Source organism: Streptomyces sp. NPDC003023, from assembly GCF_042888225.1.
Taxonomy (GTDB): domain Bacteria; phylum Actinomycetota; class Actinomycetes; order Streptomycetales; family Streptomycetaceae; genus Streptomyces.
Map to the genome: position 1 here is coordinate 1 of NZ_JBIAPL010000017.1, position 22,001 is coordinate 22,001.

A 22,001-nucleotide genomic window follows, 5' to 3' on the forward strand; every position below is an offset into this window, starting at 1 on the left:
CGGCGGCATCGTCCGCGACATCCTCGCGATGGGCGCCCGCCCGGTCGCGGTCGTGGACCCGCTGCGCTTCGGCGCGGCCGACCACCCCGACACCAAGCGCGTCCTGCCGGGCGTCGTCGCCGGCATCGGCGGCTACGGCAACTGCCTGGGCCTGCCGAACATCGGCGGCGAGGTCGTCTTCGACGCCTGCTACCAGGGCAACCCGCTGGTCAACGCAGGCTGCATCGGTGTGATGAAGCACGAGGACATCCACCTCGCCAAGGCATCCGGCCCCGGCAACAAGGTCATCCTGTACGGCGCCCGCACCGGCGGCGACGGCATCGGCGGCGTCTCGGTCCTCGCGTCCGAGACCTTCGACGACACGAAGCCCACCAAGCGCCCCGCCGTCCAGGTCGGCGACCCGTTCCAGGAGAAGCTCCTGATCGAGTGCACCCTTGAGATCTTCAAGGAGAAGCTCGTCGCGGGCATCCAGGACCTCGGCGGCGCCGGTCTGTCCTGCGCCACCTCCGAGCTGGCCTCCGCCGGCAGCGGCGGTATGCGGGTCGAGCTGGACACCGTGCCGCTGCGTGACGCGACGCTCTCGCCCGAGGAGATCCTCATGAGCGAGTCGCAGGAACGCATGTGCGCGATCGTCGAGCCGCAGCACGTCGACCGGTTCATGGAGATCTGCGAGAAGTGGGACGTCATCGCCACCGTCATCGGTGAGGTGACCGAGGGCGACCACCTGGAGATCTTCTGGCACGGCGAGCTGATCGTGGACGTGCCGCCGGGCACCGTCGCTCACGAGGGCCCGACGTACCACCGTCCGTACGCCCGCCCGTCCTGGCAGGACGCGCTGCAGGCCGACGACGCGAACAAGCTGGCCCGCCCGCGGACCGCCGAGGAGCTGCGTGAGCAGGTCCTGAAGCTGGTCGCCTCGCCCAACCAGGCGTCCAAGGCGTGGATCACTGACCAGTACGACCGGTTCGTGCAGGGCAACACCGTGCTCGCGCAGCCCGAGGACGCCGGCATGGTCCGGATCGACGAGGAGTCGAACCTGGGTGTGGCGATGGCGACTGACGGCAACGGCCGGTACGCCAAGCTCGACCCGTACACGGGTGCGCAGCTCGCGCTGGCCGAGGCGTACCGCAATGTCGCGGCGTCCGGTGCGAAGCCGCTGGCGATCTCCGACTGTCTGAACTTCGGTTCCCCTGAGGACCCGGACGTGATGTGGCAGTTCGCGGAGGCCACCCGCGGTCTCGCGGACGGCTGTCTGCAGCTGGGCACCCCGGTCACCGGTGGCAACGTCTCGCTCTACAACCAGACCGGTGAGACCGCGATCCACCCCACGCCCGTCGTGGCCGTGCTCGGTGTGATCGACGACGTCAACCGCCGCACGCCGATCGCGTTCGCCGAGGAGGGGCAGCTGCTCTACCTCCTGGGCGACACCCGCGAGGAGTTCGGCGGCTCCGCCTGGTCCCAGGTCGTCCACGACCACCTCGGCGGCATGCCGCCGAAGGTCGACCTCGACCGCGAGAAGCTGCTGGGCGAGATCCTGATCTCGGCCTCCCGCGACGGCATGATCGACGCGGCGCACGACCTGTCCGACGGCGGACTGGTCCAGGCCGTGGTCGAGTCCTGCCTGCGCGGCGGCAAGGGTGCGCGCCTGGTCGTCCCGGACGGTCTGGACGCCTTCACCTTCCTGCTCAGCGAGTCGGCCGGCCGCGCCGTCGTCTCCGTCCCGCGCAGCGAGGAACTCCGCTTCACCGACATGTGCGGCGCGCGCGGGCTCCCCGCGACACGAATCGGTGTCGTCGACGGCGACTCGCTCGAGGTGCAGGGCCAGTTCGGCATTCCGCTGAGCGAACTGCGCACGGCCCACGAGGAGACCATCCCGGGTCTGCTCGTCTGACACGCAGCGAAACAACGAAGAAGCCCCCTCGCCGGTCCGCCCGGCGAGGGGGCTTCTCCCATGGGCACTCATGCGCCGCAAGCGGGAACTTCCCCGCCTTCGGGGAGCCGTTGCCGGCCGTCGCAGACGCAACGGTCGTGCACGCTGACGGTCGTGCACGCTGACGGTCGTGCGCGCACGACTGTCAGCGCGCCCACCTCAGCCGCGATTCACTGCCCGCGGTGATCTGCCTGATGCTCGACGAGGCGTGGCTCCGGGACGTCGGCGGCGTCCGCAGGGTGCCGGCGCCGCGGCAACTCGGCGACTCCGGGATGCCGTTCCGCCTGCGCGGTATCGGAGTCCCGGGGAACGGCGAGGCGTTCGTGGTGGAGAAGGCTGTCGGGAACGTCGTCGAGAAGTCCCTGCCGTTCAGACGCCCACCCCGTAGGGTCGGCTCATGCCACCTGCCAGGAAGCGCCTTCGCGCCTACGACCCCGAGACCACGCGCGCCGCCGTACTCGCCCAGTTCGAGCAGGTACGGCAAGCCGTGGGCACGCTCACCGAGGAGCAGTTCGCGATGCCCACGCGACTCGGGGACTGGACGGTGCGCGAACTCGCCGCGCACATCGCGATGGTGTCCGGGCTCGTCGCCGGGTATCTGCGGCTGCCGGAGCCGGACAAGCAGGACCTGGCCCTGCTCGACTGGCCCTTCGCGACGGTCACGGCCGCCGGGCAGGTCGACGACGACACCAGGGCGTTCGCCGACAAGGGCGCGGTCACCGAGCTGTTCGACCGGACGGCCGCGGACCTCGGGGAACTGCTGCCGACCGCCTCGGCACAGCGGCTCGTGCCCATGCGGTTCGGCGGCATGCGGCTCGGGGACTTCCTGGTCACCCGAACCGTCGAGCTGATCGTCCACACCGACGACCTGAACGACGCGACCGGTCTCGGCGTCCCGTACGACCGCCAAGCGCTCGCCGCCTGCACCCGGCTGCTCGCGGACGCCCTGGCGGTCAAGGCGCCCGGGGCGTCGACGGAGGTGCGGATCCCGCCGTTCGCCGTCGTGCAGTGCGTGGAAGGGCCGAGGCACACCCGCGGCACCCCGCCCAACGTGGTCGAGTCCGATCCGCTGACCTGGATCCGCCTGGCCACCGGACGCGCGGCATGGCAGGACGCGGTTGCGGCGGCGAAGGTCAGCGCGAGCGGCGAGCGCGCCGACCTCGGGGGGCTGCTGCCGATCCTCGGCTGAGCCGTACGGAGGAAAGGGCGGAACCGACGCACCAGGCGCTCCGTCCCACCGGTATGCGCAATCACCTGAGCATTTCAGTGACCGCACTGGCCGTCCTCGCGCTCGCCGCCTGCGGGACGGAGTCCGGCTCCGGCGGCGGGGGAGGCGCCTCCGTGCAGCCCGACGTGCCCCTCTCCGGCGTCCACTGGTCCGTCGACAGCATCACGGTGGACGGCAGGAGGACCGAGGCCCCCACCGACGCGCACGTCGAGATCACGGACAAGGGGCGGGCACAGGGCAACTACGGGTGCAACCACTTCGGCGCGGACGTGAAGATCGAGGGTGACACCGTCACCGTGGGGCCCGGCGAGATGACCGAGATGGCGTGCGAGGAGAAGATCCAGGGCTTCGAGGACGCCCTGCGTGCCGCGTTCTCCGGGAAGCTCAAGGCGAAACTCACCGACGGCAGGCTGATCCTCACGACGGAGAAGGGCGACACCATCGCCCTCACCTCCGAGCCGTCCACCCCGCTCGTGGGCACCAAGTGGTCGGTGAACAGCCTGGTGACCGGCGAGACGGTCGCGTCGCTGCCCGCCGGCGCCGAGAACAAGGCGCATCTGACGTTCGGCAAGGACGGCTCGGTGACCGGAAGCCTCGGCTGCAACCGCTTCACCAGCACCGCCGAGATCACCGAGGACTCGATCGCCTTCGGCCGTCTCGCCTCCACACGGAAGCTGTGCGAAGGCCCCGAGATGGACCTGGAGCGCAAGCTGGTCAAGATCCTCGACGGGACGGTGAAGTACGAGCTGAACCACCGCTCCCTGACCCTCACCGGCGCGGACGGCGAGGGCTTCGCAGCGGTCGTCGCCGACACCTCGGGCGCCTCCGACGAGAAATGACCGTGTGAACTAGCACACGCCCGGATGACCGTCGCGGCGACGGCCCCCCGGCGTGCCACCTTGACGGAGCGTGATCAAACCTGTGCGGGCGGCCGCACGGGCCGAACCCCTGGCCCATGCGGGATGCGGCCCCGTCGTCCCGGATCGTGGACGAGTCGATGGACGGATTTCCGGGCGTCCGGCGAGGTCGAGCACACGTCGGCAGGCACCCGTGCTCGGGGCTCCGAGACACCTCGCGGACCCCCCGGGACCCCTGTCGACGCCGTCCCCAATTCGGACCAGTGGTCGATCTCGCCTACACTCGGTGGCGTGCCACGTGGTGACGGACGACTCAACCACGACCTGCTCCCCGGTGAGAAGGGCCCCCAGGACGCTTGCGGCGTCTTCGGTGTCTGGGCTCCGGGTGAAGAGGTCGCGAAGCTCACTTACTTCGGGCTCTACGCCCTCCAACATCGAGGCCAGGAATCCGCGGGAATCGCGGTGAGCAACGGCTCCCAGATCCTCGTATTCAAGGACATGGGCCTGGTCTCGCAGGTCTTCGACGAAACCTCCCTCAGCTCCCTGACGGGTCACATCGCGGTCGGTCACGCCCGCTACTCGACCACGGGCGCCTCGGTGTGGGAGAACGCGCAGCCGACCTTCCGGGCCACCGCCCACGGCTCCATCGCGCTCGGTCACAACGGAAACCTGGTCAACACGGCGCAGCTCGCCGAAATGGTCGCCGCACTCCCCAAGGAGAACGGCCGCTCGACCCAGGTCGCCGCGACCAACGACACCGATCTGGTCACCGCGCTGCTCGCCGGTCAGGTCGACGACGACGGCAAGCCGCTGACGATCGAGGAAGCGGCCGCCAAGGTCCTCCCCGAGGTCCGGGGCGCCTTCTCGCTCGTCTTCATGGACGAGGGCACCCTCTACGCGGCCCGCGACCCCCAGGGCATCCGCCCGCTGGTTCTCGGCCGCCTCGACCGTGGCTGGGTCGTCGCGTCGGAGACAGCCGCACTCGACATCTGCGGTGCCAGCTTCGTCCGTGAGATCGAGCTCGGTGAGCTCATCGCCATCGACGAGAACGGCATCCGCAGCTCCCGATTCGCAGAAGCGAAGCCCAAGGGCTGTGTCTTCGAGTACGTCTACCTGGCCCGCCCGGACACCGACATCGCCGGCCGGAACGTCTACCTCTCCCGAGTGGAGATGGGCAGGAAACTGGCCAAGGAAGCCCCGGTCGACGCCGACCTCGTCATAGCGACGCCGGAGTCCGGCACGCCCGCGGCCATCGGCTACGCGGAGGCCAGCGGCATCCCGTACGGCTCCGGCCTGGTGAAGAACGCCTACGTCGGCCGCACCTTCATCCAGCCCTCGCAGACCATCCGCCAGCTGGGTATCCGCCTCAAGCTGAACCCGCTCAAGGAAGTCATCCGGGGCAAGCGCCTGGTCGTCGTGGACGACTCGATCGTCCGCGGCAACACCCAGCGGGCCCTGGTGAAGATGCTCCGCGAGGCGGGCGCCGCCGAGGTCCACATCCGGATCTCGTCGCCGCCGGTGAAGTGGCCCTGTTTCTTCGGCATCGACTTCGCGACCCGCGCAGAGCTCATCGCCAACGGCATGACGATCGACGAGATCGGCACCTCCCTCGGCGCCGACTCCCTGTCGTACATCTCCATCGACGGCATGATCGAGGCGACCACCATCGCCAAGCCGAATCTGTGCCGCGCCTGCTTCGACGGCGAGTACCCGATGGAGCTGCCCGACCCCGAGCTGCTCGGCAAGCAGCTTCTGGAGACCGAGCTGGCGGGCGGCTCCGACGCCGCCGACGCGCTCCGTCGTCCGTGATCCCCCTGCAGTACGACACGAAAGTTCTCCAGCATGTCTGCTGAATCTTCCGAGCGTGCTCCGCACGCGGGCACCGGCGCCAGCTACGCGGCCGCGGGCGTCGACATCGAGGCGGGCGACCGCGCGGTCGAGCTCATGAAGGAGTGGGTGAAGAAGACGCAGCGCCCCGAGGTCGCCGGCCTCGGCGGCCTGGGCGGCTTCGCCGGTCTCTTCGACGCCTCCGCCCTCAAGCGTTACGAGCGTCCGCTGCTGGCCTCCGCCACGGACGGTGTCGGCACGAAGGTCGACATCGCCCGCCAGATGGGCGTGTACGACACGATCGGCCACGACCTGGTCGCCATGGTCATGGACGACATCGTCGTCTGCGGCGCCGAGCCGCTGTTCATGACCGACTACATCTGTGTCGGCAAGGTCCACCCCGAGCGGGTCGCCGGGATCGTCAAGGGCATCGCCGAGGGCTGTGTGCTCGCCGGCACCGCGCTGGTCGGCGGCGAGACCGCCGAGCACCCCGGCCTGCTGGGCCCGGACGACTTCGACGTCGCGGGCGCGGGCACCGGCGTGGTCGAGGCGGACCGGCTGCTGGGCCCGGATCGTATTCGCAAGGGTGACGTGGTCATCGCGATGGCGTCCTCCGGGCTTCACTCCAACGGGTACTCGCTGGTCCGGCACGTGCTGTTCGACCGGGCGGGGATGTCGCTGGAGCAGCAGGTCGAGGAACTCGGCCGGACGCTGGGCGAGGAGCTTCTCGAGCCCACCAAGATCTACTCGCTGGACTGCCTCGCGCTCACCCGGACGACCGAGGTGCACGCGTTCAGCCACATCACCGGCGGTGGGCTGGCCAACAACCTGGCGCGGGTGATCCCGGACTCGCTGCACGCGGTCGTCGACCGTTCGACCTGGACTCCCGGCGCGGTGTTCGATCTCGTCGGCAGGGCCGGCAAGGTCGAACAGCTGGAGCTGGAGAAGACACTCAACATGGGTGTCGGCATGATGGCCGTCGTCCCGGAGGAATCCGTGGACGTGGCGCTGACCACGCTGGCCGACCGCGGGGTCGACGCCTGGGTGGCCGGCAGCATCGTCGAGCGTGCCGCCGACGGACAGACGGGCGCCGAGCTGACGGGAACCCACGCGTCGTAGCAGTCGCGACGCCGTCGGTCGGCGGAAGCCGACCGACGGCAGCGGCCGCCCGGCCGCCGGTCCGGCAGTGACGTGTGGTCCGGCAGTCGCGAGCGACGGCCGTGAGCAGACAGCACAGAACCCGGTCCGAGGTTTCCCCAGGACCGGGTCAGTGTCAGTACAGCGTCAAGCGCCGCGGCGTTGTTGCGACGACGGGCCGGACTCTTCGTCCTCGTCCTCGTCGTCGTTGTACAGATCCGCGTACTGTGCGTACGGGTCGTCGTCCTCGTCGTCGTCCTCGAACGGCTCGCCGTTCGGAGGCTGACTCGAAGTCGAAGCGCCCAGCTCGTTGGCCAGACGCGACAGGTCAGTCCCGCCGCTGTTGTACTTCAGCTGGCGGGCGACCTTTGTCTGCTTGGCCTTGGCCCGGCCGCGCCCCATGGCTCGACCCCCTCGGTGACGGGGCTCGACGGCCCCAGAGTCTTGACACGCGTTCATGAGTCGGAACGGGCTCTCCTCGGAGAGACCGGTCCGTAGGGCTTCAACGGTACCTGCTTCCGCGGCCATACGGTACGCCGCCCGCATCAGGTGCCACTTCACAGGACCGGCGAGGAGCCCTGTCCTCGCTGGTCAACTGCGATTTTAACCTCTTCGTGGCGGTCGACCCGCCGACCGTGGGTGAGTCTTGTCTCCCCGGAGGCCGGCGGGCCGGGTGTTCACGGTCGGCCGGCGCGTGCCTCGGCCATGCGCTGCTCGGCGATCCGGTCGGCCGCGGCGGCCGGCGGAATACCGTCTTCCTTCGCACGTGCGAATATCGCGAGCGTCGTGTCGAAGATCTTCGAAGCCTTCGCCTTGCACCGGTCGAAGTCGAAGCCGTGCAGCTCGTCGGCGACCTGGATGACGCCACCGGCGTTCACCACGTAGTCGGGGGCGTAGAGGATCCCGCGGTCCGCGAGGTCCTTCTCGACGCCCGGGTGCGCGAGCTGGTTGTTGGCCGCGCCGCAGACGACCTTCGCCGTCAGCACCGGGACGGTGCCGTCGTTCAGGGCGCCGCCGAGCGCGCAGGGCGCGTAGACGTCCAGGCCCTCGGTACGGATCAGGGCGGCCGTGTCGGCGACGGCGGTGACCTGCGGGTGCCGGTCGAGGATCCGGCGTACCGACTCCTCGCGCACGTCCGTGATCACGACCTCGGCGCCGTCGGAGATCAGGTGCTCGACCAGGTGGTGACCGACCTTGCCGACACCGGCGATGCCGACCTTGCGGCCGCGGAGCGACGGGTCGCCCCACAAGTGCTGGGCGGAGGCGCGCATGCCCTGGAAGACGCCGTAGGCGGTGAGCACGGAGGAGTCGCCCGCGCCGCCGTTCTCCGGCGAGCGGCCGGTGACCCAGCGGCTCTCGCGTGCGACGACGTCCATGTCGGCGACGTAGGTGCCGACGTCGCAGGCGGTCACGTAGCGGCCGCCGAGGGAGTCCACGAACCGGCCGTAGGCCAGCAGCAGTTCCTCCGACTTGATCTGCTCGGGGTCGCCGATGATCACGGCCTTGCCGCCGCCGTGGTCGAGTCCGGCCATGGCGTTCTTGTACGACATGCCCCGGGAGAGGTTCAGGGCGTCGGCGACGGCCTCCTCCTCGGAGGCGTACGGGTAGAAGCGGGTGCCGCCGAGGGCGGGGCCCAGGGCGGTGGAGTGGATGGCGATGACAGCCTTCAGGCCACTGGCGCGGTCCTGGCACAGCACGACTTGCTCGTGGCCTCCCTGTTCCGAGCGGAACAGGGTGTGCAGTACGTCGACACTGGCGCCGGTCACATCGGTCACGGTGGTGACTCCCAAGTACGAAGCGGCGGATTTCGGATCTTCCTGTGGGTGGGGAAGAGTCCAGTTGGGCAAGAGAGTAAGTCCTACGCGTGCGTAGATCGGACTCAGTGCCGAGGATCACCCTCTCGTGGAGTACCGGCGTGGAAGGATCTGCGGCATGCCAGCGCTGTCCTCGGTTCTTGTCCCGTACGCGTCCTATCTGCGGATCTACGAGCCGCTGGCCGCCTTCCCCGAGCCCGAGCGCGGCCACTGGGCCGACTACGCCCGTCGGGAGGCCACCCCGACCGCCCAGGACGAACTGCGCCGCTCGCTGGCCGACTTGCTGCCGACTCCGCCGGTCGTGGTGCCGGTGCACGAGAGCGCCGACGCGTTCGTGGCGGTCGTCGACGGCGTCGTGTGCGTCTGCCCGTGGCGGACCAGGCTGCGCGGCTGGCTGGCGCTCGAGGAGCTCGCCCAGCAGCTGCCTGCGCCGCTGCTGGACGCGGCGCTGCCGCCGGTCGTACGGGGACAGGCGGCGGCGGACTTCGAGCAGTGGCGCGTACACAACCCGGACGCCCGGCCGTGGATCAGGACGGCGGTCTGGCACGTGCCGGTCGGCTGGTTCACGCTCTTCGCCGACGAGGAGCGGGAGTACGAGGCGGCAGGACCGGCCGCGCCCGTCCTGCGCTACCGGACGCCGATGGTCCAGGCCCGCCGGCGGGTGGCCCGGGCGCTGCGGACGCTGCGGGAGACGATCGACGAGGGTCCGCTGACCGACGGCCTGGTGGACGTGGGCCGCTGGCTGGAGGAGTTCCATCCCCGGTCGCTGGTGGAGCTCGACTACGGGGGTCTCGTGCACGCGCTGCCGGGTGAGCAGCTCCTGGAGGACCGGTCGGCGGCCGACGCGGCGGAGGGGGTGGCGGCGCTGCGGGAAGGCGACGGCGAGGGGGCGGCGCGGGTCTACCGGCGGCTGACCGAGCGCTGGCGGGCCGTCAGGGACCGTCAGTTCGCCAACTGAAGGCCGACTTCGTTGTCGGGGCTCCGCCGCGTACAGGACCTAGGTCCTGATCCGGGCAGAAGCCCCAAGGGTGACGGACGGCACTAACCGCGCCCTTGCGCCCATCACCCACCCTCGTGTCAAAATAGGACAAGGAGTCCGGGGAGGGTTCCTTCCGCCCAAGTGTGGGCGGAATGCTCAGCATTGCACTCTATGGGGGGTCTGACGACTCCTGATCGCTCTGTGACTGATCGTTACTGTGACGTGACTGTCCGTTATGGCATGGTCCATCGGGCTTCGGCCGCTGATGAACACCTGAGAGGGCAATTCCATCGGTTTGGCCGACGTCGCTGGACAGATGGTGTAGTTGTAGTGCCGAGGACAAGCCGTTCGTCCTATAACCGACTCGGCCCGCGTCTGCCATTTCGGGCAACGCGGGTCAAGGTGCAGAATTTAGAGGAAAGAACCGAGATGGTTCGGTTCTCCCGAGGAGGCCGCTCATGACCGCTCGCACCCCTGATGCCGAGCCGCTGCTGACCCCGGCTGAGGTTGCCACCATGTTCCGCGTGGACCCGAAGACGGTCACTCGCTGGGCCAAGGCAGGCAAGCTCACGTCCATCCGCACGCTCGGAGGACATCGCCGGTACCGCGAGGCAGAGGTCCGCGCACTGCTTGCGGGTATTCCGCAGCAGCGCAGCGAGGCCTGAACACCCCGTTTGACCGGGCATTTCCGGGGCCCCCACCTCGGATCGCCCACCCACAGCTCCACATGACGGCGCTCTGCCCCAACAGAACCTCGTCATTGATCGCGCTGGACTCCGCCGGGTCCAGCGCGATTCTTTTTTGTCCTCCGCGGGGAGGGTTGGGCGCCTTGTGCCGACCTGTGCCGGACCGCCCTGGAGGAGAGTGCAATGGCACATATTAAATCGGCCGGTTGTAGGGAGGGCCTAAGTACCGGGGTTCTGAAAACCCGTTCGGTGACACCCGTCACACTGCACGGCTCTTGTCAAAGACCAGCCTGGCACGGAAAAAGCCGCGGCAGGACGGCCGTTGGTCACTCCTTGGTGGGACTTCCGTCCTCGGCCGCCGACTCGGCCCGTAGCTCGATCGGCGGTTCGGGCGACGCCTCGGGCGACGCCTCGGGCGCCGGCTCGGGAGGCAGGGTGCCGAGCGCCGGCGGCCCGGACAGTCGTGGCTCCGACAGTCGTGGCTCCGACGGTCGTGCCTCGGGAGGCCGGGCGTCGTGCTCAGGGCGCTCCATGGCGAGCCGCAGGAGGCGATGGCAGATGGGGCAGGACCTTGTGAGGTGCCGGTAGCCCGAAGCGGCCGACAGATGGGCGCGCAGCAGCGCCCGGGTCTCGTACCGCCTTCGTGTGGACGCCGCCATGCACGTCACCTCCGGGTGTGTGCCGTCCCCTACTGACTGGGTACCCCCGGCAGATGCCGCCGTCAAGACGCCCGGACACGACGAAGGCCCGCATCGAACGATGCGGGCCTTTCGTATTTCACGCGGTCCTGACGGGATTTGAACCCGCGGCCTCCACCTTGACAGGGTGGCGAGCACTCCAAACTGCTCCACAGGACCAGGTTTCGCAGCCGTACTTGCTCCGTTGGCTGCGAGTGAGACTGTACAGCAGGTGCGACCATCAGGTCGAACTCACTCCCGGCGACCGGTCCGTCACGGCGCGGCCGCGTCGATCGCCTTCACGATCCGCTTGTCGGAAACCGGGTACGCCGTGCCCAGGGCGTGCGCGAAGTAGCTCACGCGCAGCTCCTCGATCATCCAGCGGATGTCCAGGACCTCCTGCGGCACCGGTCTGCCCTGCGGCATCTGCTCGAGCAGCCAGGCGTACTCGTCCTGCATCTCGTGGACCTTCTCCATGCGCGTGGTGTCGCGCTGGACGCTCGTCGGCATCTGCTGCAGACGTCGGTCCACCGCGACCAGGTAGCGCATCAGGTCGGGCAGCCGCCGCAATCCGGTGCGCGTCACGAAGCCGGCCGGCACGAGGGCCGCCAGCTGCTCGCGCACGTCCCGGACGTTGTCCACGAGGACGAGGCTGTTCGTGCCCTTCAGGCGGCGTTCACAGGCCTGCCAGGCCGCCAGCACCTGTTGCACCTGGCCGACCGTGCGCACGGTCAGGTCGACGAGGTCGGCGCGGACCTTGTCGAAGAGCTTGCGGAACGACTCCTCGTCCCACGCCGGACCTCCGTGCTCCGCGATGAGCCGGTCCGCCGCGGCCGTGGCGCAGTCGTCGAAGAGCGCCTGGACCGAGCCGTGCGGATTGCTCGAGAGGGCGAGCTTCTGCTGGTTCGACAGCTTGTCGGAGGCGAACTTGGCGGGGTTCACCGGGATGTTCAGCATGATCAGGCGACGGGTGCCCCGCCACATCGCCTGTGCCTGCTCCGCCTCCGTGTCGAAGAGCCGTACGGCGACCGAGGCCCCCTCGTCGACGAGCGCCGGGAACGCCTTGACCGGCTGGCCCGCGCGCCGGGTCTCGAAGACCTTGGTCAGCGGACCGATCGTCCAGTCCGTGACGCCGGTGCGCTCCAGGGACTCCCCAGAGGGGCTGGAGGAGGCCGCGGCCTTGGAGAGCGCCTGGCGGGCCTTCGGCTTCAGCTGGAGCCGAAGGGCCTCCAGGTCCTTGTCCTCGGCGAGCTTCTTGCGGCGTTCGTCGACGATCCGGAACGTGATCTTCAGATGGTCCGGTACGCGCGTCAGGTCGAAGTCGTCCGCCGCGACCGGTACGCCGACCATCCGCTGGAGTTCGCGGGCCAGCGTGACCGGAAGCGGCTCCTGGAGCGGCACGGCCCTCTTCAGGAACGCCGTGGCGTAGTTCGGTGCCGGGACGTAGTGACGCCGCACCGGCTTGGGCAGGGAGCGGATCAGCTCGGTGACCACTTCCTCCCGCAGGCCGGGGATCTGCCAGTCGAAGCCGTCGTCCGTGACCTGGTTCAGCACCTGCAACGGGATGTGGACGGTGACACCGTCGGCGTCCGCGCCCGGTTCGAACTGGTACGTCACCCGGAACTTCAGCCGGCCCTGCCGCCACGAGTCCGGGTAGTCGTCCTTGGTGACCGCGCCGGCCTTCTCGTTGATGAGCATCTCGCGCTCGAAGTCGAGCAGTTCGGGCTGCTCGCGGCGCTTGTGCTTCCACCAGGAGTCGAAGTGGGCCCCGGACACGACATGTTCGGGCACCCGCTGGTCGTAGAAGTCGAACAGGGTCTCGTCGTCCACGAGGATGTCACGGCGCCGGGCACGGTGCTCCAGCTCCTCGACCTCGGTCAGCAGCCTGCGGTTGTCCGCGAAGAACTTGTGGTGCGTGCGCCAGTCGCCCTCCACGAGCGCGTTCCGGATGAACAGGTCACGGGACGTCTCGGGATCGATGCGGCCGTAGTTGACCTTGCGCCCGCTGATGATCGGCACGCCGTACAGCGTCACCTTCTCGTACGCCATCACCGCGGCGGCGTCCTTCTCCCAGTGCGGCTCGCTGTACGTACGCTTCAGCAAATGCTGCGCGAGCGGCTCGATCCACTCCGGTTCGATCCTCGCGTTGACCCGGGCCCACAGCCGCGAGGTCTCCACCAGCTCCGCGGACATGACGAACCGCGGCGGCTTCTTGAACAGGGCGGAGCCGGGGAAGAGCGCGAACTTGGCGCTGCGGGCGCCCAGGTACTCGTTCTTCGCGCCGTCCTTCACGTCCTTCATGCCGATGTGGGACAGCAGGCCGGCGAGGAGCGAGACGTGCACCGACTGCTCGGGGACGGCAGCGTCCGCCGCCGGCTCCTCGAAGTGCATGCCCATCTGCTTGGCGACCGTGCGCAGCTGGGAGTAGATGTCCTGCCACTCACGGATGCGCAGGAAGTTCAGGTATTCCTGCTTGCACATCCGGCGGAAACTGGAGGAGCCGCGCTCCTTCTGCTGCTCGCGGATGTAGCGCCACAGATTGAGGAAGGCGAGGAAGTCGCTCGTCTCGTCCTTGAAGCGGGCGTGCTGCTGGTCGGCCTGCGCCTGCTTCTCCGCGGGCCGCTCGCGCGGGTCCTGGATGGAGAGCGCGGCCGCGATCACCATGACCTCGCGTACACAGCCGTTCTTGTCGGCCTCGACGACCATGCGGGCCAGGCGCGGATCGACCGGCAGCTGCGAGAGCTTGCGGCCCATCTGCGTCAGCTTCTTGCGAGGGTCCTTCTCGGCCGGGTCGAAGGCGCCGAGCTCCTGGAGGAGCTGCACACCGTCGCGGATGTTGCGGTGGTCCGGCGGGTCGATGAAGGGGAACTTCTCGATGTCGCCGAGACCGGCCGCGGTCATCTGCAGGATGACGGACGCCAGGTTGGTGCGCAGGATCTCGGCGTCGGTGAACTCGGGCCGGGAGTCGAAGTCGTCCTCCGAGTACAGCCGGACGCAGATGCCGTCCGACGTACGGCCGCAGCGGCCCTTGCGCTGGTTGGCGCTGGCCTGGCTGATCGCCTCGATGGGCAGCCGCTGGACCTTGGTGCGGTGGCTGTAGCGGGAGATCCGGGCGGTGCCCGGGTCGATCACGTACTTGATGCCGGGGACGGTCAGCGAGGTCTCCGCGACGTTCGTCGCGAGGACGATCCGGCGGCCGGTGTGCGGCTGGAAGACGCGGTGCTGCTCGGCGTGCGACAGGCGCGCGTACAGCGGCAGCACCTCGGTGAAGCGGAAGGCCCTCTTGTTGAGCGCGTCCGCCGTGTCGCGGATCTCGCGCTCGCCCGAGAGGAAGACGAGGATGTCGCCCTTCCCCTCGCCCATCAGCTCCTCGACGGCGTCGGTGATCGCGGTGATCTGGTCACGGTCGCTGTCGTCGCCGTCCTCTTCGAGGAGGGGGCGGTAGCGCACCTCGACCGGATACGTGCGGCCGCTGACCTCGATGACCGGGGCGTCGCCGAAATGGCGCGAGAAGCGCTGCGGGTCGATCGTCGCGGAGGTGATCACGACCTTGAGGTCCGGACGTTTGGGCAGCAGCTGCGCGAGATAGCCGAGCAGGAAGTCGATGTTCAGCGACCGCTCGTGGGCCTCGTCGATGATGATCGTGTCGTACGCGCGCAGCTCGCGGTCCGTCTGGATCTCGGCGAGCAGGATGCCGTCCGTCATCAGTTTCAGGAAGGTGGCCTCCTGGTTCACCTGGTCGGTGAAACGGACCTTCCAGCCGACCGCCTCGCCGAGCGGGGTGTTCAGCTCTTCCGCGACCCGCTCCGCGACCGTGCGTGCGGCGATGCGGCGGGGCTGCGTGTGGCCGATCATGCCGCGCACGCCGCGGCCGAGCTCCAGACAGATCTTCGGGATCTGGGTCGTCTTGCCCGACCCGGTCTCACCTGCGACGATCACGACCTGGTGGTCCCGTATCGCCTCCAGGATCTCGCCCTTCTTCTGGCTGACCGGGAGCTGCTCGGGATACGTGATCGCGGGCACGCGCCCGGCGCGCCGGGCGGTGCGGGCCGCGGACTTCTCCGCCTCCGAGGCGATCTCGTCCAGCACGGCCTGCCGCGCCTCGGGCTTACGGATGCGGCGAGCGCCTTCGAGACGGCGGCCGAGCCGGTGGGCGTCGCGCAGGGACGCCCCGGCCAGCAGGGTCTGAAGGTCGGCGAAGGAAGTAGACATACGGCATCCAGGATCGCACCCCCGGGAAACCGCTGGCGAACCCATTTCGCCCACGAGCTGGTGCAGTATGGAGCAGATTCGTCTCCGACCGCTCCGATCCGAAGGGAAAGCGCGTCCATGCCGATCGGCCGCGACCGCCGGTGCCGCCTCGTGGTGACCGCGAGCCTGCTGCTGGGACTGCTCGGGGCGCTGCTCGGGTGCCTCGGCGGTACGGCGGCAGCGGCTCCCGGCGTCTTCGCCGGGGCCGACCGGGACGCCGCGGCCGTGTCAGCCGCCACTCTCGGCCCGGGGCAGTCGCAGGGCTGCGGCAGGGGCGTGGACGACGCCGACAGCGGCGCCCACCCCGGAACGCCGCCGCGCGGCGGCTCCGCGTACGAGCTGCTGCCCGCGCTGCACGAGACGGGGTGCTCCGCTCTCCCGGCGGTTCCCGACTCCGCCTTTCTCGACGCGTCGCCGCTGCCCGCGTCTGCGCCACTCGCTCCGCCCTCCCCGGTGGATCTCTCCGTCCTGCGCGTCTAGGCCCGACGGCCCCCGCACCCGTCCAGACCGTCAGACCTTCGCTCAGGAGCATCACCATGCCTTCTTCCACCCCACGCACATCCGGGAAGTCCGTCGCCATCGGGGCCGGTGTCGTCGTCGCCGCGCTGCTGCTCGGCTTCGCCTCGTACAGCGCCACCAAGCCGGACGCGCCGTCCTCCGCCGGCGACTCGACCGCGGCCGACGTCTCGGTCGACCCGCAGGCCGGGACGTATCCCGAGCTCGAGGCGCTCGCACGCCGTGACGCCACCGACGCGCTGGCGCAGGGGCGCCACGACGCGCCCGTCGTCCTGATCGAGTACGCGGACTTCAAGTGCGGCTACTGCGGGAAGTTCGCCCGCGACACCGAGCCCGAACTGGTGAAGAAGTACGTCGAGGACGGCACCCTGCGCATCGAGTGGCGCAACTTCCCCATCTTCGGTGAGGAATCGGAGTCCGCGGCGCGTGCTGCCTGGGCCGCGGGGCAGCAGGGCCGCTTCTGGCAGTTCCATTCGGCCGCCTACGCGGAGGGCGTCAAGGAGAAGGGCTTCGGCAAGGACCGGCTGAAGGCGCTGGCGCGGGACGCGGGAGTGCCCGATCTCGGCCGTTTCACCCAGGACCTGGACAGCGACGCGGCGCGGCAGGCAGTGAAGAAGGACCAGGAGGAGGCGTACGGACTCGGCGCGACGTCCACTCCTTCGTTCCTGATCAACGGGCGGCCCGTCGCGGGCGCCCAGCCGATGGAGACCTTCACGGAGGCCATCGAGGCGGCGAAGGCGGCGGCCGGGAAGCCCGCTGCGGGTGAGGACGGCGGCCGGTGAGCGACATCGGCTACCTGGCGGCGTTTCTCGGCGGCCTGCTCGCGTTGATCAGCCCGTGCAGCGCGCTGCTGCTTCCCGCGTTCTTCGCGTATTCGATGGACTCGACCGGCAGGTTGCTGGCCAGAACCGGAGTCTTCTACGCGGGCCTGGCCACGACGCTCGTGCCGCTGGGCGCGGCGGGGTCGTTCGCCGGGAGGCTGTTCTACGGCAACCGTGACCTGCTGGTCTCCGTCGGCGGATGGCTGATCGTCGCACTGGGTGTCGCACAGATCCTCGGCATGGGCTTCGCCTCGCGCCGCCTCGCCGAGGTCTCCGGACGCATCCGCCCCACGACGGCCCTGTCCGTGTACGCGCTGGGCCTGGTCTACGGCCTCGCCGGCTTCTGCGCGGGCCCGATCCTGGGCAGTGTGCTGACGGTGGCGGCGGTCAGCGGCAGCCCGGTCTACGGCGGTCTGCTCCTGGCCGTCTACGCCCTCGGCATGGCGATCCCGCTGTTCGTGCTCGCACTGCTGTGGGAACGCTTCGACCTGGGGCGCCGCAGGTGGCTGCGCGGGCGGGTGGTCCGGGCCGGCCGCTTCGAGCTGCACACGACATCGCTGCTGTCGGGCCTGTTCTTCATCCTGCTCGGCACCCTTTTCCTGGCCTTCGACGGCACGACGGCCCTGCCTGGGCTGCTCTCGGTCGACGACTCGTTCGCGGTCGAGGAGTGGGTGTCGGGCGTGGGACGGGTGGTGCCGGACTGGGCGCTGCTCGCCTTGGTGGTGGCCGTGGTGGGAGTGGTGCTCGCCGTGCGGGGGCGCTGGGGGTCACGGCGCGGCGAACGGGTGTGACACCGGGGGCGGTCCGCCGCGGGCGATCCCGCGGCGGGCCGCCCCCCTGTGTCCGGGCCCGCGTGTACGACGAAGGCCCCGGCTCGTGAGCCGGGGCCTTCGGGTTGTGGCTGGGGCCGGGGTCGAACCGGCGACCTATCGCTTTTCAGGCGATCGCTCGTACCAACTGAGCTACCCAGCCACGGAACTCTTACGAGTTCCAGCGGTCCTGACGGGATTTGAACCCGCGGCCTCCACCTTGACAGGGTGGCGAGCACTCCAAACTGCTCCACAGGACCAAGCTTGTGCGGGACTAGTCTCGCACATGGTGTTGCGTGCCCCCAACGGGATTCGAACCCGTGCTACCGCCTTGAAAGGGCGGCGTCCTGGGCCACTAGACGATGAGGGCGTTGAAACCTGTACTGCGACTTCTCTCTGCGTCTTCCCGGAAAAAGCGGAGACGTGAGAAGCATGTGACTCCGCTTCCCCTGAAAGGATCCGCTTCTCCCTGACCTCTTACGAGGTTCGGGACGGTCAAGCCCTGACCGCTGCCCTTGGGCACGACGAGACTGTACTACGGCGTTTGGGCCTCGACCAAACCGAATAGCGGCAGTCCGGTTCACCGCCGAGGTCTCCGTCGGCGGAGTTCATGGCGATGGCGCGGGCGAGGGGCCGGGCGTGCCCTGGGAGGGGGTCCCCGACGGCGTCTCCGACGGGGATTCGGACGGGGATTCGGACGGGGAGGGGTCCGGCGCCGGGTCCTTCGCGAGATGGCGGCGGACCTCGGCAGTCGTCAGCCCGAGCCCACCCAGCGTGATCTCGTCCCACGCCTGCATCCGGCGGTTCTCCCTGTCCAGGTAGAGAACGGAGGCCCGGACCTGTTCCGGCATCTCGTTCTGGACCGCCCGGAGGCCGCCGCCGCCCGTGGAGCCCTCGACCTTCAGGCGGGTGCCGTGCGGAAGCACCTCGGTGTGGCGTTTGTGGATGTGGCCGGACAGGACGAGCGGGACCGTCCCGTCGGTCTCGCGGGCGGCCACCGGGTTGTGGGCGACGGCGATGTCGACGGGCGTACCGGCACGTTCCTGGTCGCGCAGGGACGACGCGAGACGGATGCCGGCCATCCGCTCCGCCGGGTCGCCCTGGGCGACGACAGAGCGGTCCGGGGTGAACTGCGGATCGCCGCTGCCGGCGATGCGCAGTCCGGCGACGTTCACGGCCTCGCCGTCGTCGAGGACGTGGACGTTCTCGAGACCTTCCAGGTACTCCTGTGTGGTGCGCGAGTCGTGATTGCCGCGCACCCACACGTACGGGGCGCCGAGGTCGGAGATCGGGTCGAGGAAGCCGTTCTCGGCGGCTGAGCCGTGGTCCATCGTGTCGCCGGAGTCGATGATCACGTCGATCTCGTACTGCTCGACGAGCGACTCGATGATGTGCCACGCCGCCGGGTTGAGGTGGATGTCGGAGACGTGCAGCACCCGCATCGTCCCCGGGTCGGGCTGGTAGGCGGGAAGCGTGGACGTCGCCTCGTAGAGCTTGGTGACGTTCGTGACGAGCCTCGCCAACTCCTCCTGATAGATGCCGAACTCCGTGACGATCGAGCGGGCGTTGCCGACGACCGAAGGAGCGGAGGTCAGCAGGCCCGAGAACTTCGGCTCCAGGACGGACTTGGGGTTCCAGGTCGCGTACGCGCTGACTCCGGACGCGGTCAGCAGGGCGAGCGCGAGACCGCCTGCCGCGAGTGCCCGTCGCGGGCGCCGGTAGACCGCGAGGCCGAGCGCGGTCGCCCCGGCGACGACGGCGACGCAGGAGCGCACGGCCAGCTCGGTGGCACCGTCCCGGACGTCGTGGGTGATCTCGTCCTGGAGCCCGGAGATCAGCTCCGGGTGCTCGACCAGCGTCTGGGACCGGACCGGGTCGAGGCGGTCGACATCGACGTCGAGGCGTACCGGCGCGATGTGCGAGTCGAGCTCCAGCGCGCCCAGCGGCGACACGTTGATCTTCGTTCCGCCGTTCAGGGACGGACGCAGCGTCATCGTCGTGTCCATCGGCCCGACCGGCGTACGGACGTTGCCGACGATCAGCAGTCCGAGCCAGGCACCGAAGAGGACGACCGCCGTCAGCCCGAGTGCCCTCGCCCACGGACGCGGGGCGTGGGTCAGGGCCGGCGCGGGGGCGGAGCGCGGGCCACTGCGGCCTCGGCCGCGTTTTTGCGGGCCGTGCCTGAGCCGGGTGAGTGCGGTGCGGATCGGGGAGAGCGACGAGGACGAGCTGGGCGGTTCCTGGGCTTCGCGGGCCATTGGTCCCGTATGCCCGCACAAGCGGGCGGCCATGCCGGGGCGACCACTCGCACGGCGTACGTGACAATGGCCGGGTGCTGGAGATGACGCGCGAGGAGTTCGAGGAACTGGTCTCGGAGGCCCTGGACAGGATCCCGCCCGAGCTGACGCGGCTGATGGACAACGTCGCCGTGTTCGTGGAGGACGAGCCGGCCGCGGACGATCCCGATCTGCTCGGCCTCTACGAGGGGACTCCGCTGACGGACCGGGGCGAGTGGTACGCGGGCGTCCTGCCCGACCGCATCACCATCTACCGCGGGCCGACGCTTCGGATGTGCGAGTCCCGCGAGGACGTCGTCGCGGAGACCGAGATCACCGTGGTGCACGAGATCGCCCACCACTTCGGCATCGACGACGAGCGGCTGCACGAACTCGGGTACGGATGAGCCCCCGGCCCGGCGGCGGTCCGGAGGCCATCGACCCGGACGTCGACCTCCATGTCCCCGCGCAGCGCGCGGAGACGACGGGCGCCCGCAAATGGCCGGTCCTCGCCGCGATCTCGGCGGGCGGGGCGGTCGGCGCCTCGTGCCGGCACGGTGCCTCGCTGCTGTGGCCGGCGCCGGAGGGCGCCTTCCCCTGGGCGGTCTTCTGGGTCAACGTGGTCGGCTGCGCCCTGATCGGTGTGCTGATGGTGCTCGTCAGCGAGGGCGGCCGCTCGGCCCCGCCGCTGCTGCGTCCCTTCCTCGGGGCCGGTGTGCTGGGCGGTTTCACGACGTTCTCCACGTATGCGCTCGACTTCTCCGGTCTGCTGGAACGGGAGGAAGCGGGCACCGCGCTGGCGTACGCGGGCGGCACGGTCGCCGGCGCGTTGGGCGCCGTGTGGCTGGCGGCGACCGCGGCCAGGGCGGTGCTGAACCGGAGGGCGGCCCGGTGAACTGGCTGCTGGTGATCGTGGGAGCCGCGGTCGGTGCTCCCCTGCGGTACCTGACGGACCGTGCGGTGCAGGCCCGCCACGACTCGGTGTTCCCCTGGGGGACGTTCGTGGTCAACGCCGCGGGCAGCCTGGTTCTCGGCGCGGTCGCCGGCGCGTCGGTGTCGTCGTCCGCGTACGCGCTGCTCGGCACGGGGCTGTGCGGGGCACTGACGACGTACTCCACGTTCTCGTACGAGACGCTGCGTCTGGCCGAGCGCGGATGGCGGTTCCTGGCCGTCGCGAACGTGGCGGCCTCGTTGCTGGTGGGGCTCGGATCGGTGTTCCTGGGGCTGGAGTTGGCGAGGGCGCTCACCGCCTGAGCACGGTCCGCGGTCCGTCGGCGGAACGCGGATCCCGGGCGTGTCCCTTCCGGGCCGGCGGGAGTTGGGCAGGGAAACCCGCGTCCCCTGCCCCGGAGGTGCCCCCGTGCGCCAGTTGTCAGCCCCAGGCCGTACGGCCGTCTGGATCGTCACCTCACTGGCGGCCCTGGCGTCGGCAGGCTGTATGAGCGTGAGCGACGACGCGGGCGGGAAGCCCGCGCCCAGCACCTCGGCGGAACAGCGCGGGACGGTGGCCGAGCCGGACGGCGGGCAGATGGTGCCGGGCGGGCACGGGCGGCGGCAGGCGGACGGCGACGAGACGTCCTCCGAGGCCCCTGACGCCAAGAACACCAGCGCTTCCCCCGGTCCGAGTGGGTCCGGGTCCGCCCACGCCGAGCCGACCCCGACCGGTCACCGGCCGCCGACCACGGAACCGCCCGCGCCCACCGGGGGCGGGGCGTCGCCGTCCGCGTCCGAGTCGTCGGAGCCGCCGCCGCAGGAGTCGTCGAAGCCGCCGACGGGGAGCCCCTCGCCCACGCCGACCGAGCCGACGGCCCCGCCGAGCGCCTCCTCCGAGTCCGACGTGCAGGGGGACGGGACGCGGGCTGCGGCGCCGGCCGGCACGCGTACGGAGCCGGCGGCTTCGCCGTGGTCCCACCCGTACGGGGCGGAACGGACGGTGGCGTAGTTCCCGACGGGGCGGAGGCGAGGCGGAGCCGGGGTGGCGGCGGGGCCGGGGCGGAGGGGGTGGCGGGGGCGGCGTCGGAGGGCGGCGGAGGGTGGTGTGCCGGGGGTCACTCGGAAGCGGTTTGCCTTTACCCCGGGAGGGTGCGTATGGTGGTAGATCGTTTGATCCCATTGCCCGGCGCCGAAACAGAAGAGCGCCGCGTGGCGCGTACTCTCCCTAGCCGTGGCTGACCGCATCGAGGCGGTCGAATT

19 protein-coding genes and 4 tRNA genes are annotated in these 22,001 nt (G+C 70.0%); 14 read left to right on the forward strand and 9 right to left on the reverse strand.

Features of this window, described 5'->3' with window-relative positions; genetic code table 11:
* From purL to purM, 5 genes are all read left to right on the forward strand, one after another.
* The coding region (gene purL / locus ACFYV1_RS32975; RefSeq protein WP_389399332.1) for a phosphoribosylformylglycinamidine synthase subunit PurL at nt 1-1,891 on the forward strand (1,891 nt) is incomplete at its 5' end.
* A 436-nt stretch (nt 1,892-2,327) separates the two neighbouring features.
* Complete coding sequence (locus tag ACFYV1_RS32980) at nt 2,328-3,119, forward strand: sterol carrier family protein (RefSeq protein WP_389399333.1); 792 nt, start codon at nt 2,328-2,330, stop codon at nt 3,117-3,119.
* 53 nt (nt 3,120-3,172) lie between these two features.
* Nucleotides 3,173-3,997, forward strand: a complete 825-nt coding sequence (locus ACFYV1_RS32985; RefSeq protein WP_389399334.1) for an META domain-containing protein — start codon at nt 3,173-3,175, stop codon at nt 3,995-3,997.
* A 309-nt stretch (nt 3,998-4,306) separates the two neighbouring features.
* Entirely contained in the window at nt 4,307-5,824 is a 1,518-nt protein-coding gene (purF, locus tag ACFYV1_RS32990) for an amidophosphoribosyltransferase (protein WP_389399335.1), read from the forward strand.
* Nucleotides 5,825-5,857: 33 nt separating this feature from the next.
* On the forward strand, nt 5,858-6,961 hold the full coding sequence (gene purM / locus ACFYV1_RS32995; protein WP_389399336.1) for a phosphoribosylformylglycinamidine cyclo-ligase: 1,104 nt from the start codon (nt 5,858-5,860) through the stop codon (nt 6,959-6,961).
* Nucleotides 6,962-7,126: 165 nt separating this feature from the next.
* Here the strand turns inward: purM and ACFYV1_RS33000 are convergent, their stop codons facing one another.
* Nucleotides 7,127-7,381 carry a DUF3073 domain-containing protein gene (locus ACFYV1_RS33000; RefSeq protein WP_389399337.1) on the reverse strand — a complete coding sequence of 85 codons (255 nt, stop codon included), beginning with the start codon at nt 7,379-7,381 and terminating at the stop codon, nt 7,127-7,129.
* Nucleotides 7,382-7,656: 275 nt separating this feature from the next.
* Entirely contained in the window at nt 7,657-8,754 is a 1,098-nt protein-coding gene (locus tag ACFYV1_RS33005) for a Leu/Phe/Val dehydrogenase (protein ID WP_389399338.1), read from the reverse strand.
* 157 nt (nt 8,755-8,911) lie between these two features.
* Between ACFYV1_RS33005 and ACFYV1_RS33010 the strand changes: the two genes are divergently transcribed.
* Nucleotides 8,912-9,751 carry a hypothetical protein gene (locus tag ACFYV1_RS33010; protein WP_389399339.1) on the forward strand — a complete coding sequence of 280 codons (840 nt, stop codon included), beginning with the start codon at nt 8,912-8,914 and terminating at the stop codon, nt 9,749-9,751.
* A gap of 479 nt (nt 9,752-10,230) precedes the next feature.
* The gene (bldC, locus tag ACFYV1_RS33015) at nt 10,231-10,437 is read left to right on the forward strand and encodes a developmental transcriptional regulator BldC (protein ID WP_003949541.1); all 207 of its coding nucleotides are present in this window, start codon (nt 10,231-10,233) and stop codon (nt 10,435-10,437) included.
* 347 nt (nt 10,438-10,784) lie between these two features.
* On the opposite strand, the gene ACFYV1_RS33020 is transcribed toward bldC, so the two are convergent.
* From ACFYV1_RS33020 to hrpA, 3 genes are all read right to left on the reverse strand, one after another.
* Entirely contained in the window at nt 10,785-11,117 is a 333-nt protein-coding gene (locus tag ACFYV1_RS33020) for a DUF6274 family protein (protein ID WP_389399340.1), read from the reverse strand.
* A gap of 123 nt (nt 11,118-11,240) precedes the next feature.
* Nucleotides 11,241-11,315, reverse strand: a tRNA-Asp gene (locus tag ACFYV1_RS33025).
* A gap of 93 nt (nt 11,316-11,408) precedes the next feature.
* Nucleotides 11,409-15,347 carry an ATP-dependent RNA helicase HrpA gene (hrpA, locus tag ACFYV1_RS33030; protein WP_389399341.1) on the reverse strand — a complete coding sequence of 1,313 codons (3,939 nt, stop codon included), beginning with the start codon at nt 15,345-15,347 and terminating at the stop codon, nt 11,409-11,411.
* A gap of 117 nt (nt 15,348-15,464) precedes the next feature.
* On the opposite strand from hrpA, the gene ACFYV1_RS33035 reads away from it, so the two are divergent.
* Genes ACFYV1_RS33035 through ACFYV1_RS33045 form a run of 3 tightly spaced genes read left to right on the forward strand, consistent with a single transcriptional unit; the run spans nt 15,465 to nt 17,514 of the window.
* Nucleotides 15,465-15,866 carry a hypothetical protein gene (locus ACFYV1_RS33035; protein WP_389399342.1) on the forward strand — a complete coding sequence of 134 codons (402 nt, stop codon included), beginning with the start codon at nt 15,465-15,467 and terminating at the stop codon, nt 15,864-15,866.
* Between the two features lie 56 nt (nt 15,867-15,922).
* The gene (locus ACFYV1_RS33040) at nt 15,923-16,684 is read left to right on the forward strand and encodes a DsbA family protein (protein ID WP_389399343.1); all 762 of its coding nucleotides are present in this window, start codon (nt 15,923-15,925) and stop codon (nt 16,682-16,684) included.
* Entirely contained in the window at nt 16,681-17,514 is an 834-nt protein-coding gene (locus ACFYV1_RS33045; protein WP_389399344.1) for a cytochrome c biogenesis CcdA family protein, read from the forward strand. The genes ACFYV1_RS33040 and ACFYV1_RS33045 overlap by 4 nt, the downstream gene beginning before the upstream one ends.
* A 107-nt stretch (nt 17,515-17,621) precedes the next feature.
* On the opposite strand, the gene ACFYV1_RS33050 is transcribed toward ACFYV1_RS33045, so the two are convergent.
* The 4 genes from ACFYV1_RS33050 to ACFYV1_RS33065 all read right to left on the reverse strand — a co-directional run bounded on the left by ACFYV1_RS33050 (nt 17,622) and on the right by ACFYV1_RS33065 (nt 19,790).
* Nucleotides 17,622-17,695: transfer RNA gene (locus ACFYV1_RS33050), tRNA-Phe, on the reverse strand.
* Nucleotides 17,696-17,717: 22 nt separating this feature from the next.
* Nucleotides 17,718-17,792, reverse strand: a tRNA-Asp gene (locus ACFYV1_RS33055).
* A gap of 37 nt (nt 17,793-17,829) precedes the next feature.
* A tRNA-Glu gene (locus tag ACFYV1_RS33060) sits at nt 17,830-17,902 on the reverse strand.
* A 238-nt stretch (nt 17,903-18,140) separates the two neighbouring features.
* On the reverse strand, nt 18,141-19,790 hold the full coding sequence (locus ACFYV1_RS33065) for a metallophosphoesterase (protein WP_389399345.1): 1,650 nt from the start codon (nt 19,788-19,790) through the stop codon (nt 18,141-18,143).
* A gap of 74 nt (nt 19,791-19,864) precedes the next feature.
* Here ACFYV1_RS33065 and ACFYV1_RS33070 point away from each other — a divergent pair, with 74 nt between their 5' ends.
* The 4 genes from ACFYV1_RS33070 to ACFYV1_RS33085 all read left to right on the forward strand — a co-directional run bounded on the left by ACFYV1_RS33070 (nt 19,865) and on the right by ACFYV1_RS33085 (nt 21,750).
* A complete protein-coding gene (locus ACFYV1_RS33070; protein WP_389399346.1) occupies nt 19,865-20,215 on the forward strand; it encodes a metallopeptidase family protein in 351 nt (116 codons plus the stop codon).
* Nucleotides 20,212-20,703, forward strand: coding sequence for a fluoride efflux transporter FluC (locus tag ACFYV1_RS33075; RefSeq protein ID WP_389399347.1), 492 nt, complete (start codon nt 20,212-20,214; stop codon nt 20,701-20,703). Before ACFYV1_RS33070 ends, ACFYV1_RS33075 begins: the two co-directional genes overlap by 4 nt.
* Entirely contained in the window at nt 20,700-21,062 is a 363-nt protein-coding gene (locus ACFYV1_RS33080; RefSeq protein ID WP_389399348.1) for a fluoride efflux transporter FluC, read from the forward strand. The genes ACFYV1_RS33075 and ACFYV1_RS33080 overlap by 4 nt, the downstream gene beginning before the upstream one ends.
* 106 nt (nt 21,063-21,168) lie before the next feature.
* Nucleotides 21,169-21,750 carry a hypothetical protein gene (locus ACFYV1_RS33085; RefSeq protein ID WP_389399349.1) on the forward strand — a complete coding sequence of 194 codons (582 nt, stop codon included), beginning with the start codon at nt 21,169-21,171 and terminating at the stop codon, nt 21,748-21,750.
* The last annotated feature ends 251 nt before the right edge of the window (nt 21,751-22,001 follow it).